This is a genomic window from Psychrosphaera haliotis (assembly GCF_009728465.1).
Classification (GTDB): domain Bacteria; phylum Pseudomonadota; class Gammaproteobacteria; order Enterobacterales; family Alteromonadaceae; genus Psychrosphaera; species Psychrosphaera haliotis.
In genome coordinates this window covers 1-15,400 of sequence record NZ_WOCD01000004.1, presented here as the reverse complement: position 1 = coordinate 15,400, position 15,400 = coordinate 1, and the positions used below count along the sequence as shown (strand labels likewise).

The window sequence follows — 15,400 nt, the reverse complement described above, 5'->3', positions numbered from 1 at the left end:
ATACATAACGTAACTAGCATTTAATGAACCTACCGTACTTTGATCTAAGATCTTGCCTATAACGTTTTCATCTAAAAGCCATCTCCATGAACTTTATTGCCCAGTTTCTATTACTGTTTTTCTATTACTGCTGCAAAGTCTTCGTTACTTAAGTTCTTAATTAAATAATCAGTCAATGTATCTCTCCATTGTTAAATATGAACTGTATCTGTTTTCCCTATTGTACTTTATTAGCGTATTTCCATACACATTCTATAAGGAGATATTTATACGCTAGACCCATTTCTGTCATAGTTCTAGTTATTTTGAGGTTGGCCGAATATTAAGTACTAAAGTTTTTACCCTAAATTAACTAAAAAAGAGGTGTTTCAGTTTGCATTTTAAACGACTTGTTTAATCTTTGTTCGGTCGGTTTATTTTAGTGGTTATATTTAACAAAAGCGCTTGCGCAACGTAATTAGATCTCTATAATGCGTCCTCGTTGTCAGGGAGACATCAAACGGCTTGAAACGTTAAGTGAAGGTGGTTTGGATTGACTCAAAACGGTTTAGAAAACTTCTTCGCTATTACCTCCAAGAGGTCGAAAAAGATTTACTAAAAACGTTGACAACGAATTAGGGAAGTGTAGAATGCGCATCCCGGTTGAGACAGAGTCGAGACCAAGAGCAGAAAGGCTCTAAACGTTCTTTAACAATTTGTAATTAATTATTTGTGTGGGCACTCCGATGAGTGGTAACAAACACACTAAGGTTCTTCTTCGGAAGGCAGCTTAGTACTTGTAACTATCAATTGAGTGTCTGAACGAAATTTATTTGAACAGAATTCAATGGGTAGCGATTAAACTTTTAAGTGAAGAGTTTGATCATGGCTCAGATTGAACGCTGGCGGCAGGCCTAACACATGCAAGTCGAACGGTAACAGAACTAGCTTGCTAGTTGCTGACGAGTGGCGGACGGGTGAGTAATGCTTGGGAATTTGCCTTTAGGTGGGGGACAACAGTTGGAAACGACTGCTAATACCGCATGATAGCTACGGCTCAAAGGGGGCTTCGGCTCCCGCCTTTAGAGAAGCCCAAGTGGGATTAGGTAGTTGGTGAGGTAAAGGCTCACCAAGCCCACGATCCCTAGCTGGTCTGAGAGGATGATCAGCCACACTGGAACTGAGACACGGTCCAGACTCCTACGGGAGGCAGCAGTGGGGAATATTGCACAATGGGCGAAAGCCTGATGCAGCCATGCCGCGTGTGTGAAGAAGGCCTTCGGGTTGTAAAGCACTTTCAGCGAGGAGGAAAGCTTAGTCGTTAATACCGGCTAGGTGTGACGTTACTCGCAGAAGAAGCACCGGCTAACTCCGTGCCAGCAGCCGCGGTAATACGGAGGGTGCGAGCGTTAATCGGAATTACTGGGCGTAAAGCGTACGCAGGCGGCCATTTAAGTCAGATGTGAAAGCCCCGGGCTCAACCTGGGAACTGCATTTGAAACTGGATGGCTAGAGTGCGACAGAGGGTGGTAGAATTTCAGGTGTAGCGGTGAAATGCGTAGAGATCTGAAGGAATACCAATGGCGAAGGCAGCCACCTGGGTCGACACTGACGCTCATGTACGAAAGCGTGGGTAGCAAACAGGATTAGATACCCTGGTAGTCCACGCCGTAAACGATGTCTACTAGCAGTTTGGAGCTTAAGCTCTGTCTTGCGCAGCTAACGCATTAAGTAGACCGCCTGGGGAGTACGGCCGCAAGGTTAAAACTCAAATGAATTGACGGGGGCCCGCACAAGCGGTGGAGCATGTGGTTTAATTCGATGCAACGCGAAGAACCTTACCATCTCTTGACATCCAGAGAATTTAGCAGAGACGCTTTAGTGCCTTCGGGAACTCTGAGACAGGTGCTGCATGGCTGTCGTCAGCTCGTGTTGTGAAATGTTGGGTTAAGTCCCGCAACGAGCGCAACCCTTATCCTTAGTTGCCAGCACGTAATGGTGGGAACTCTAAGGAGACTGCCGGTGACAAACCGGAGGAAGGTGGGGACGACGTCAAGTCATCATGGCCCTTACGAGATGGGCTACACACGTGCTACAATGGCAAGTACAAAGGGTTGCAAACTCGCGAGAGTAAGCGGATCCCATAAAGCTTGTCGTAGTCCGGATTGGAGTCTGCAACTCGACTCCATGAAGTCGGAATCGCTAGTAATCGTGGATCAGAATGCCACGGTGAATACGTTCCCGGGCCTTGTACACACCGCCCGTCACACCATGGGAGTGGGCTGCAAAAGAAGTGGATAGCTTAACCTTCGGGAGGGCGTTCACCACTTTGTGGTTCATGACTGGGGTGAAGTCGTAACAAGGTAGCCGTAGGGGAACCTGCGGCTGGATCACCTCCTTATATACGAAGTTACACCTTCGAAGTGTTCACACAAATAATTAATTACGAATAATGAGCGAGAAAGCTGCAAGCTGTTAGCTGCATTCGAGAGTTTGTAGCATAAACGATAGGCCTGTAGCTCAGCTGGTTAGAGCGCACCCCTGATAAGGGTGAGGTCGGCAGTTCAAGTCTGCCCAGGCCTACCAAAATCTCACCTGACTGCGTTATTTCGTTACTTGTTTAGATAGTCTAAACCGCGTAACAAAATGCCTTGTCAAATGTGATTTGGACAATCGTTTTAATGACGTGACTTCAGTATGGGGCTATAGCTCAGCTGGGAGAGCGCTTGATTTGCATTCAAGAGGTCCGCGGTTCGATCCCGCGTAGCTCCACCATACTGACACTCAGTTTCTCGATTCAAAACCCTAAACCATACACATTAGTTAGTGTGCATCGTTTAGAGTTTTTTATAAACTCATGCTCTTTAACAATTTGGAAAGCTGATAAAAAATAAGGTAAACATTATTGTTTATTTATTTGTTATTCAACAACTAAAAAATAATTTTGATTATCACTGTAAGAGAAAACTCAAGCGTTATTTATGTCAGGTTCTTGGCCTTATACAAGTCAAGTAACCAATAAATATGACACATAAATACGACTGAATCTGCGAGAGCATTTAAGGTTGTATGGTTAAGTGAATAAGCGTATACGGTGGATGCCTTGGCAATTGGAGGCGATGAAGGACGTGTTAATCTGCGATAAGTCTGGTTAAGGTGATAAAAACCGTTATAAACCAGAATTTCCGAATGGGGAAACCCACCCTTTTTAGGGTATCGTATAGTGAATACATAGCTATACGAAGCGAACCCGGAGAACTGAAACATCTAAGTACCCGGAGGAAAAGAAATCAACCGAGATTTCCTAAGTAGCGGCGAGCGAACGGGAAACAGCCGAATCAGCATGGTTTAGTGGAATGCTCTGGAAAGTGCAACGATAGTGGGTGATAGTCCCGTACACGACAAGCCATGTTGGACATATTAAGTAGGTCGGAGCACGAGAAACTTTGACTGAAGATAGGGGGACCATCCTCTAAGGCTAAATACTCCCAATTGACCGATAGTGAACCAGTACCGTGAGGGAAAGGCGAAAAGAACCCCTGTGAGGGGAGTGAAATAGAACCTGAAACCGTATACGTACAAGCAGTAGGAGCAGACTTGTTCTGTGACTGCGTACCTTTTGTATAATGGGTCAACGACTTATATTTTGTAGCAAGGTTAACCGAATAGGGGAGCCGTAGGGAAACCGAGTCTTAACTGGGCGAATAAGTTGCAAGGTATAGACCCGAAACCCGGTGATCTAGCCATGGGCAGGTTGAAGGTTGAGTAACATCAACTGGAGGACCGAACCCACTAACGTTGAAAAGTTAGGGGATGACCTGTGGCTAGGAGTGAAAGGCTAATCAAACCGGGAGATAGCTGGTTCTCCCCGAAATCTATTTAGGTAGAGCCTCGGACGAATACTTACGGGGGTAGAGCACTGTTTGGGCTAGGGGGCCATCCCGGCTTACCAACCCCATGCAAACTCCGAATACCGTAAAGTAATATCCGGGAGACACACGGCGGGTGCTAACGTTCGTCGTGGAGAGGGAAACAACCCAGACCGCCAGCTAAGGTCCCAAAGTTTATGCTAAGTGGGAAACGATGTGGGAAGGCTTAGACAGCTAGGAGGTTGGCTTAGAAGCAGCCACCCTTTAAAGAAAGCGTAATAGCTCACTAGTCGAGTCGGCCTGCGCGGAAGATGTAACGGGGCTAAGCATAACACCGAAGCTGCGGTAGCGAATTTATTCGCTAGGTAGGGGAGCGTTCTGTAAGTGGTTGAAGGTGGATTGAGAAGTCTGCTGGACATATCAGAAGTGCGAATGTTGACATGAGTAACGATAATGGGGGTGAAAAACCCCCACGCCGAAAGACCAAGGGTTCCTATCCCATGCTAATCAGGGTAGGGTAAGTCGGCCCCTAAGGCGAGGCAGAAATGCGTAGTCGATGGGAAACAGATTAATATTTCTGTACTTTTAATCATTGCGATGGGGGGACGGAGAAGGCTAGGTGAGCACGGCGATGGTTGTCCGTGTGAAAGTGTGTAGGTAGGCTGCTTAGGTAAATCCGGGCGGCTAATACTGAGACACGAGACGAGTCACTAAGGTGATGAAGTCATTGATGCCATACTTCCAGGAAAAGCCTCTAAGCTTCAGATGATTAAGAACCGTACCCCAAACCGACACAGGTGGTCAGGTAGAGAATACTAAGGCGCTTGAGAGAACTCGGGTGAAGGAACTAGGCAAAATGGTACCGTAACTTCGGGAGAAGGTACGCCCACGTTAGGTGAAGGCACTTGCTGCCGGAGCTGAAGTGGGTCGCAGTGACCTGGTGGCTGCAACTGTTTATTAAAAACACAGCACTGTGCTAAATCGAAAGATGACGTATACGGTGTGACACCTGCCCGGTGCCGGAAGGTTAATTGATTGGGTTATCTTCGGAGAAGCTCATGATCGAAGCCCCGGTAAACGGCGGCCGTAACTATAACGGTCCTAAGGTAGCGAAATTCCTTGTCGGGTAAGTTCCGACCTGCACGAATGGTGTAATGATGGCCACGCTGTCTCCACCCGAGACTCAGTGAAATTGAAATCGCAGTGAAGATGCTGTGTACCCGCGGCTAGACGGAAAGACCCCGTGAACCTTTACTACAGCTTGACACTGAACATTGAACCTACATGTGTAGGATAGGTGGGAGGCTATGAAACTTGGACGCCAGTTCAGGTGGAGCCATCCTTGAAATACCACCCTTGTATGTTTGATGTTCTAACATTGGCCCCTTATCGGGGTTGTGGACAGTGTCTGGTGGGTAGTTTGACTGGGGCGGTCTCCTCCCAAAGAGTAACGGAGGAGCACGAAGGTTTGCTAAGTACGGTCGGACATCGTACGGTTAGTGTAATGGTAGAAGCAAGCTTAACTGCGAGACGGACATGTCGAGCAGGTACGAAAGTAGGTCATAGTGATCCGGTGGCTCTGTATGGAAGGGCCATCGCTCAACGGATAAAAGGTACTCCGGGGATAACAGGCTGATACCGCCCAAGAGTTCATATCGACGGCGGTGTTTGGCACCTCGATGTCGGCTCATCACATCCTGGGGCTGAAGTCGGTCCCAAGGGTATGGCTGTTCGCCATTTAAAGTGGTACGCGAGCTGGGTTTAGAACGTCGTGAGACAGTTCGGTCCCTATCTGCCGTGGGCGTTGGATGATTGAGAGGGGCTGCTCCTAGTACGAGAGGACCGGAGTGGACGAACCGCTGGTGTTCGGGTTGTCATGCCAATGGCATTGCCCGGTAGCTACGTTCGGAATCGATAACCGCTGAAAGCATCTAAGCGGGAAGCGAGCCTCGAGATGAGTCATCCCTGACAGTTTAACTGTCCTAAAGGGTCGTTGAAGACTACAACGTTGATAGGTAAGGTGTGGAAGTGCTGTGAGGCATTAAGCTAACTTATACTAATTGCCCGTGAGGCTTAACCATACAACGCTTAAGTGTTCTTGAGCACTGATGGTCAGAATTATTACAAACAATATTACCTTATTTCAGCTTTCTAATTGTTAAGACAATTTAAGTAAGCGGTGTTTATAAAACATCGATTACAAACAGCTTTGCCTGGTGGCAATAGCGCTGTGGACCCACCTGATTCCATTTCGAACTCAGAAGTGAAACGCAGCTGCGGCGATGGTAGTGTAGCATTTGCTATGCGAGAGTAGCTCACCGCCAGGCTCCCAATTGAATAATCCCTCGTACATATGTGCGGGGGATTTTTTCGTTCTAGGCGTTAAGCAATTAAGGCGGCTCGCTAAAGCTCTAGATTGCTCGTTCCCGACGCAATCAACCGACTGCATCCATGCAGTCGACCGGCAGGCTCCCATACTGACCCTTGCACGTTGTGCGAGGGGTTTTTATTGCCTGCGATTTATCCAATTCACTCGAAATGCGCTCTCCCTCGGTCGCTCCTAGGCATCCATGCCTTCGCAGCACTTGAGTACCCTGTTTTGCGTCGGGGTTTTATTGCTTGGAATTCGACTGACGTCTCTGTTATCTCGTTTTTTTGGTTTATTGTTTCTACAACGTTCTTCCAACGAACGCTTCCTTCCTATGAACTTTTTTAAAAATCATGAATAATTGCGCAATAACTTTGGAAATTAGCGCTTTTTATGTCTACTTTTATCACTAAGCCATGCGTGGTTTTATTCTTGTAGCGTTTTTAAGCTAATTAATAACTGTGAATGATGGCTATTTTACTTTGAATAGATTCGAACACGGAAAAGCTTTGTGAGATGACTGGGGCGGAATAAAAACCAGTAGAAAAAGAGGTTGTCCTATAGTCTAGTTTTTTTAGTTTATACCCATAAAAGCGTCAAACACGCTTGTATTTGCAGTCCCAAGCGGCCAAACACTCGGTATCTATAAACGCTGGCAATACATTGCAGCTGGTTCCAAACAGCATTAAGTAGAGTGATTTTTTAATCAAAACTGACAGTTGTCGTATGAAAACAACCCATATCGATACATATTTAGCCGAACAACAAGAAAAACACACTTTTTTAACAAAAGCGCTTGCGCAACGTAATTAGATCTCTATAATGCGTCCTCGTTGTCAGGGAGACATCAAACGGCTTGAAACGTTAAGTGAAGGTGGTTTGGATTGACTCAAAACGGTTTAGAAAACTTCTTCAAAATAACGAAAAAGATTTACTAAAAACGTTGACAACGAATTAGGGAAGTGTAGAATGCGCATCCCGGTTGAGACAGAGTCGAGACCAAGAGCAGAAAGGCTCTAAACGTTCTTTAACAATTTGTAATTAATTATTTGTGTGGGCACTCCGATGAGTAGTAACAAAACACACTAAGGTTCTTCTTCGGAAGGCAGCTTAGTACTTGTAACTATCAATTGAGTGTCTGAACGAAATTTATTTGAACAGAATTCAATGGGTAGCGATTAAACTTTTAAGTGAAGAGTTTGATCATGGCTCAGATTGAACGCTGGCGGCAGGCCTAACACATGCAAGTCGAACGGTAACAGAACTAGCTTGCTAGTTGCTGACGAGTGGCGGACGGGTGAGTAATGCTTGGGAATTTGCCTTTAGGTGGGGGACAACAGTTGGAAACGACTGCTAATACCGCATGATAGCTACGGCTCAAAGGGGGCTTCGGCTCCCGCCTTTAGAGAAGCCCAAGTGGATTAGGTAGTTGGTGAGGTAAAGGCTCACCAAGCCCACGATCCCTAGCTGGTCTGAGAGGATGATCAGCCACACTGGAACTGAGACACGGTCCAGACTCCTACGGGAGGCAGCAGTGGGGAATATTGCACAATGGGCGAAAGCCTGATGCAGCCATGCCGCGTGTGTGAAGAAGGCCTTCGGGTTGTAAAGCACTTTCAGCGAGGAGGAAAGCTTAGTCGTTAATACCGGCTAGGTGTGACGTTACTCGCAGAAGAAGCACCGGCTAACTCCGTGCCAGCAGCCGCGGTAATACGGAGGGTGCGAGCGTTAATCGGAATTACTGGGCGTAAAGCGTACGCAGGCGGCCATTTAAGTCAGATGTGAAAGCCCCGGGCTCAACCTGGGAACTGCATTTGAAACTGGATGGCTAGAGTGCGACAGAGGGTGGTAGAATTTCAGGTGTAGCGGTGAAATGCGTAGAGATCTGAAGGAATACCAATGGCGAAGGCAGCCACCTGGGTCGACACTGACGCTCATGTACGAAAGCGTGGGTAGCAAACAGGATTAGATACCCTGGTAGTCCACGCCGTAAACGATGTCTACTAGCAGTTTGGAGCTTAAGCTCTGTCTTGCGCAGCTAACGCATTAAGTAGACCGCCTGGGGAGTACGGCCGCAAGGTTAAAACTCAAATGAATTGACGGGGGCCCGCACAAGCGGTGGAGCATGTGGTTTAATTCGATGCAACGCGAAGAACCTTACCATCTCTTGACATCCAGAGAATTTAGCAGAGACGCTTTAGTGCCTTCGGGAACTCTGAGACAGGTGCTGCATGGCTGTCGTCAGCTCGTGTTGTGAAATGTTGGGTTAAGTCCCGCAACGAGCGCAACCCTTATCCTTAGTTGCCAGCACGTAATGGTGGGAACTCTAAGGAGACTGCCGGTGACAAACCGGAGGAAGGTGGGGACGACGTCAAGTCATCATGGCCCTTACGAGATGGGCTACACACGTGCTACAATGGCAAGTACAAAGGGTTGCAAACTCGCGAGAGTAAGCGGATCCCATAAAGCTTGTCGTAGTCCGGATTGGAGTCTGCAACTCGACTCCATGAAGTCGGAATCGCTAGTAATCGTGGATCAGAATGCCACGGTGAATACGTTCCCGGGCCTTGTACACACCGCCCGTCACACCATGGGAGTGGGCTGCAAAAGAAGTGGATAGCTTAACCTTCGGGAGGGCGTTCACCACTTTGTGGTTCATGACTGGGGTGAAGTCGTAACAAGGTAGCCGTAGGGGAACCTGCGGCTGGATCACCTCCTTATATACGAAGTTACACCTTCGAAGTGTTCACACAAATAATTAATTACGAATAATGAGCGAGAAAGCTGCAAGCTGTTAGCTGCATTCGAGAGTTTGTAGCATAAACGATAGGCCTGTAGCTCAGCTGGTTAGAGCGCACCCCTGATAAGGGTGAGGTCGGCAGTTCAAGTCTGCCCAGGCCTACCAAAATCTCACCTGACTGCGTTATTTCGTTACTTGTTTAGATAGTCTAAACCGCGTAACAAAATGCCTTGTCAAATGTGATTTGGACAATCGTTTTAATGACGTGACTTCAGTATGGGGCTATAGCTCAGCTGGGAGAGCGCTTGATTTGCATTCAAGAGGTCCGCGGTTCGATCCCGCGTAGCTCCACCATACTGACACTCAGTTTCTCGATTCAAAACCCTAAACCATACACATTAGTTAGTGTGCATCGTTTAGAGTTTTTTATAAACTCATGCTCTTTAACAATTTGGAAAGCTGATAAAAAATAAGGTAAACATTATTGTTTATTTATTTGTTATTCAACAACTAAAAAAATAATTTTGATTATCACTGTAAGAGAAAACTCAAGCGTTATTTATGTCAGGTTCTTGGCCTTATACAAGTCAAGTAACCAATAAATATGACACATAATATACGACTAGAGATGCGAGAGCATTTAAGGTTGTATGGTTAAGTGAATAAGCGTATACGGTGGATGCCTTGGCAATTGGAGGCGATGAAGGACGTGTTAATCTGCGATAAGTCTGGTTAAGGTGATAAAAACCGTTATAAACCAGAATTTCCGAATGGGGAAACCCACCCTTTTTAGGGTATCGTATAGTGAATACATAGCTATACGAAGCGAACCCGGAGAACTGAAACATCTAAGTACCCGGAGGAAAAGAAATCAACCGAGATTTCCTAAGTAGCGGCGAGCGAACGGGAAACAGCCGAATCAGCATGGTTTAGTGGAATGCTCTGGAAAGTGCAACGATAGTGGGTGATAGTCCCGTACACGACAAGCCATGTTGGACATATTAAGTAGGTCGGAGCACGAGAAACTTTGACTGAAGATAGGGGGACCATCCTCTAAGGCTAAATACTCCCAATTGACCGATAGTGAACCAGTACCGTGAGGGAAAGGCGAAAAGAACCCCTGTGAGGGGAGTGAAATAGAACCTGAAACCGTATACGTACAAGCAGTAGGAGCAGACTTGTTCTGTGACTGCGTACCTTTTGTATAATGGGTCAACGACTTATATTTTGTAGCAAGGTTAACCGAATAGGGGAGCCGTAGGGAAACCGAGTCTTAACTGGGCGAATAAGTTGCAAGGTATAGACCCGAAACCCGGTGATCTAGCCATGGGCAGGTTGAAGGTTGAGTAACATCAACTGGAGGACCGAACCCACTAACGTTGAAAAGTTAGGGGATGACCTGTGGCTAGGAGTGAAAGGCTAATCAAACCGGGAGATAGCTGGTTCTCCCCGAAATCTATTTAGGTAGAGCCTCGGACGAATACTTACGGGGGTAGAGCACTGTTTGGGCTAGGGGGCCATCCCGGCTTACCAACCCCATGCAAACTCCGAATACCGTAAAGTAATATCCGGGAGACACACGGCGGGTGCTAACGTTCGTCGTGGAGAGGGAAACAACCCAGACCGCCAGCTAAGGTCCCAAAGTTTATGCTAAGTGGGAAACGATGTGGGAAGGCTTAGACAGCTAGGAGGTTGGCTTAGAAGCAGCCACCCTTTAAAGAAAGCGTAATAGCTCACTAGTCGAGTCGGCCTGCGCGGAAGATGTAACGGGGCTAAGCATAACACCGAAGCTGCGGTAGCGAATTTATTCGCTAGGTAGGGGAGCGTTCTGTAAGTGGTTGAAGGTGGATTGAGAAGTCTGCTGGACATATCAGAAGTGCGAATGTTGACATGAGTAACGATAATGGGGGTGAAAAACCCCCACGCCGAAAGACCAAGGGTTCCTATCCCATGCTAATCAGGGTAGGGTAAGTCGGCCCCTAAGGCGAGGCAGAAATGCGTAGTCGATGGGAAACAGATTAATATTTCTGTACTTTTAATCATTGCGATGGGGGGACGGAGAAGGCTAGGTGAGCACGGCGATGGTTGTCCGTGTGAAAGTGTGTAGGTAGGCTGCTTAGGTAAATCCGGGCGGCTAATACTGAGACACGAGACGAGTCACTAAGGTGATGAAGTCATTGATGCCATACTTCCAGGAAAAGCCTCTAAGCTTCAGATGATTAAGAACCGTACCCCAAACCGACACAGGTGGTCAGGTAGAGAATACTAAGGCGCTTGAGAGAACTCGGGTGAAGGAACTAGGCAAAATGGTACCGTAACTTCGGGAGAAGGTACGCCCACGTTAGGTGAAGGCACTTGCTGCCGGAGCTGAAGTGGGTCGCAGTGACCTGGTGGCTGCAACTGTTTATTAAAAACACAGCACTGTGCTAAATCGAAAGATGACGTATACGGTGTGACACCTGCCCGGTGCCGGAAGGTTAATTGATTGGGTTATCTTCGGAGAAGCTCATGATCGAAGCCCCGGTAAACGGCGGCCGTAACTATAACGGTCCTAAGGTAGCGAAATTCCTTGTCGGGTAAGTTCCGACCTGCACGAATGGTGTAATGATGGCCACGCTGTCTCCACCCGAGACTCAGTGAAATTGAAATCGCAGTGAAGATGCTGTGTACCCGCGGCTAGACGGAAAGACCCCGTGAACCTTTACTACAGCTTGACACTGAACATTGAACCTACATGTGTAGGATAGGTGGGAGGCTATGAAACTTGGACGCCAGTTCAGGTGGAGCCATCCTTGAAATACCACCCTTGTATGTTTGATGTTCTAACATTGGCCCCTTATCGGGGTTGTGGACAGTGTCTGGTGGGTAGTTTGACTGGGGCGGTCTCCTCCCAAAGAGTAACGGAGGAGCACGAAGGTTTGCTAAGTACGGTCGGACATCGTACGGTTAGTGTAATGGTAGAAGCAAGCTTAACTGCGAGACGGACATGTCGAGCAGGTACGAAAGTAGGTCATAGTGATCCGGTGGCTCTGTATGGAAGGGCCATCGCTCAACGGATAAAAGGTACTCCGGGGATAACAGGCTGATACCGCCCAAGAGTTCATATCGACGGCGGTGTTTGGCACCTCGATGTCGGCTCATCACATCCTGGGGCTGAAGTCGGTCCCAAGGGTATGGCTGTTCGCCATTTAAAGTGGTACGCGAGCTGGGTTTAGAACGTCGTGAGACAGTTCGGTCCCTATCTGCCGTGGGCGTTGGATGATTGAGAGGGGCTGCTCCTAGTACGAGAGGACCGGAGTGGACGAACCGCTGGTGTTCGGGTTGTCATGCCAATGGCATTGCCCGGTAGCTACGTTCGGAATCGATAACCGCTGAAAGCATCTAAGCGGGAAGCGAGCCTCGAGATGAGTCATCCCTGACAGTTTAACTGTCCTAAAGGGTCGTTGAAGACTACAACGTTGATAGGTAAGGTGTGGAAGTGCTGTGAGGCATTAAGCTAACTTATACTAATTGCCCGTGAGGCTTAACCATACAACGCTTAAGTGTTCTCTTTGTCGAAGTTGTTCCAGACAACAATCGACACTTCCTCCATCCATGGAGGTCGCAGATACTCAAAATTATTTTGGTTGAATAACAAATTTATCATGTACTGCTTTTAGTGGTACACGCTTTCTAGATTATTAAAGACAAGTCTTTGCCTGGTGGCAATAGCGCTGTGGACCCACCTGATTCCATTTCGAACTCAGAAGTGAAACGCAGCTGCGGCGATGGTAGTGTAGCATTTGCTATGCGAGAGTAGCTCACCGCCAGGCTCCCAATTGAATAATCCCTCGTACATATGTGCGGGGGATTTTTTCGTTCTAGGCGTTAAGCAATTAAGGCGGCTCGCTAACGCTCTAGATTGCTCGTTCCCGACGCAATCAACCGACTGCATCCATGCAGTCGACCGCCAGGCTCCCATACTAACCCCTTGCACGTTGTGCGAGGGGGTTTTTATTGCCTGCGATTTATCCAATTCACTCGAAATGCGCTCTCCCTCGGTCGCTCCTAGGCATCCATGCCTTCGCGACACTTGAACATCCTGCTCTACGTACGTAAGTGCGGAGGATTTTTTACGTTTGGAATTCAGCAAAATCAAAAATAACGCTCACTAATGTGGCCGCTCTAAGGCTCCTACCTTTCCTTTTCTATGATCTATCTGATGTTATACTCGTAATAATAGATGGAACAAATAGCGTGAAGAACTTTAAGAGCGTTATGAATTTTAAGGCAGCGTAAATGATCGACTTTTCAGCACTGAACAGAGACAACAATCTATATGCTTTAGAAGGCTTGCCTTTAATTACGGTATACGATGACAATTTTTTTGTTAGGAATGATTATGATGTGCTTTCTATTGGCCAACGCAAATACGTTATTTCGTTTTTTGAGTCCCTCGGTTTTACGCAAAAGACAGGTAAAACATTAGTTAAGGGGAGTGTGACTATTCACATACCTAAACCAAATTCTAACTTAGCGGTATCTTCTTTCGATACTAAATTCTTAGAGTCAGATAGTAAAAACTATTACTGTGTAACCCCAACCATGTTTGCAGAAGTCCTATTTTATAAATCTAAAGGCATGAACTATATAGATACTCGAAAGGTCATTCGTCGGTTAATCAAGAAATGTCCATATAATATAGAGTGGCTGAGAGACATTAGCTATCACACCGAAATTGAATCAATTACTAAAAGAACATACAAAGATTTAACAAATTATCAGCAGTTCATAGTTAAGAAACGATATAAAGATAAAAAAGCGTTATAGATTAGACGTTATAAAAATTTGATAACGAACATAATTTAATAGGAATAAGAATGTTTAAGAATATCAACGGAAAGATCATATTATTAGTAATGGCAGCTACCACACCGCAACTATATGTATCTGCCGATCCAGCAATAATTAATAATGCTGATGAGAGCTTACATAAAATTGTTTCAGATATTTCGCCAAATCGTATTGAAAAAGATATTGAAAAGCTTGTTGGTTTTGGAACTAGACATACCCTATCTGAGACCACATCTGATACACGAGGAATAGGAGCGGCCCGTCGTTGGATAAAAGCTGAATTTGAATTGATTTCCGAAAACTGTGGCGGATGTTTAGAAGTATTTTACCAATCAGAAACGATAAAGGGTGCGAAGCGAATTCCGAAAGCTACCGAAGTGGTAAGTGTAATTGCAATTCAGAAGGGATCAACTGATCCTGGTCGGTATGTATTAATGTCTGGCGATATTGACTCGAGAGTAAGCGATGTAATGGACTATACATCAGACGCTCCAGGCGCTAATGATAATGCGTCTGGTGTTGCCGGTACGTTAGAGGCCGCCAGAGTACTAAGCCAATATAAATTTAATGGCAGTATCGTATATGCTGCCTTAGCAGGTGAAGAGCAGGGTTTATTTGGTGGTCGAATCTTAGCAGAACATGCACAGAAAAATAGTTGGCGTCTTAAAGCTGTGCTTAACAACGATATGATTGGCAACATTGAAGGTGTAAATGGCGTAATTAACAATACTACGGCGAGGATCTTTGCCGAAGGCACGCGTCAAAATGAAACGTCGAAAGAATCAAATTTGCGTCGTTTTACAGGCGGAGAAGTTGACTCGCCTAGCCGTAACCTTGCAAGGTATATTGATTTAATGGCTGATCGATATATACCAAACTTGGACACTATGGTCATTTATAGATTAGATCGATTTCGACGAGGTGGGCACCATCGTCCGTTTAATGACTTAGGTTACCCTGGTATTCGAATCATGGAAACTAATGAGAATTACAACCGTCAACATCAAGACCTTAGAACCGAAAACGGAATTGAATACGGCGATACCATTGACGGTGTCGACTTTGAGTATGCGGCAAAATTGACATCATTAAATGCAGTTTCTCTCGCCTCAATGGCATGGGCACCACCTCCACCAAGCAAAGTCCAAATAGCAGGTGCTGTTTTACCGCACACCACACTTAGTTGGGCTGCAATAAATAAACAGCAAAACCTCAGTTTTTAGGATACAAAATTTACTGGAGGTACACTGATTCGCCTCAGTGGCAATTTAGTCGCTTTGTAGGAGATGTAACCGAATTTACCTTAGAAATGTTGTAATAGATAACTACTTTTTTGGTGTTGCAGCAAGCGTTAGTAAAGATCGCACTGAGAGTCCAGTTGTTTTCCCCGGGTGCTGCTGGCGATTTTGGTGAATAACTTCGACATTGAGCACCTTTCAACGGTGCTCCTGCTTTTTCTTTACCTATTCACAATGCTATAATTTGGCTTTCCTTTTTACCCATTTTCATTGCGTATAATTGAAAAATACATGATCAAGTAACCTGAGTTATTAACTGAACCTATCCGCTATAATAAAAGAGTCTGTATGAATACTGATAAACGTAAATTAG

General features: G+C 46.1%; 1 protein-coding gene, 4 tRNA genes, 6 rRNA genes and 1 pseudogene. All 12 read left to right on the top strand.

What is annotated here, in order from left to right; translation table 11 throughout:
* Positions 1 to 846: 846 nt before the first annotated feature.
* Positions 847 to 2,380, top strand: a 16S ribosomal RNA gene (locus GNP35_RS10600).
* A 108-nt stretch (positions 2,381 to 2,488) separates the two neighbouring features.
* Positions 2,489 to 2,565, top strand: a tRNA-Ile gene (locus tag GNP35_RS10595).
* Positions 2,566 to 2,678: 113 nt separating this feature from the next.
* Positions 2,679 to 2,754 (top strand) — tRNA-Ala (locus GNP35_RS10590).
* A 296-nt stretch (positions 2,755 to 3,050) separates the two neighbouring features.
* Positions 3,051 to 5,929 (top strand): 23S ribosomal RNA (locus tag GNP35_RS10585).
* 131 nt (positions 5,930 to 6,060) lie between these two features.
* Positions 6,061 to 6,175 (top strand): 5S ribosomal RNA (gene rrf / locus GNP35_RS10580).
* A gap of 1,228 nt (positions 6,176 to 7,403) precedes the next feature.
* Positions 7,404 to 8,936: ribosomal RNA gene (locus tag GNP35_RS10575) — 16S ribosomal RNA — on the top strand.
* Positions 8,937 to 9,044: 108 nt separating this feature from the next.
* Positions 9,045 to 9,121 (top strand) — tRNA-Ile (locus tag GNP35_RS10570).
* A 113-nt stretch (positions 9,122 to 9,234) separates the two neighbouring features.
* Positions 9,235 to 9,310, top strand: a tRNA-Ala gene (locus tag GNP35_RS10565).
* A 298-nt stretch (positions 9,311 to 9,608) separates the two neighbouring features.
* A 23S ribosomal RNA gene (locus GNP35_RS10560) occupies positions 9,609 to 12,487 on the top strand.
* Between the two features lie 166 nt (positions 12,488 to 12,653).
* Positions 12,654 to 12,768, top strand: a 5S ribosomal RNA gene (rrf, locus tag GNP35_RS10555).
* The 16S, 23S and 5S rRNA genes sit together here with 4 tRNA genes alongside, the layout of an rRNA operon.
* Before the next feature lie 466 nt (positions 12,769 to 13,234).
* Complete coding sequence (locus GNP35_RS10550) at positions 13,235 to 13,765, top strand: hypothetical protein (RefSeq protein WP_155696104.1); 531 nt, start codon at positions 13,235 to 13,237, stop codon at positions 13,763 to 13,765.
* A gap of 185 nt (positions 13,766 to 13,950) precedes the next feature.
* Positions 13,951 to 15,206, top strand: a pseudogene (locus GNP35_RS10545) (M28 family metallopeptidase); the annotation flags it as partial.
* Between the last annotated feature and the right edge of the window lie 194 nt (positions 15,207 to 15,400).

Excerpts from the sequence above, each read along its gene's own strand:
- GNP35_RS10550 (WP_155696104.1), top strand. The coding sequence starts at position 13,235 with ATGATCGACTTTTCAGCACTGAACAGAGACAACAATCTATATGCTTTA.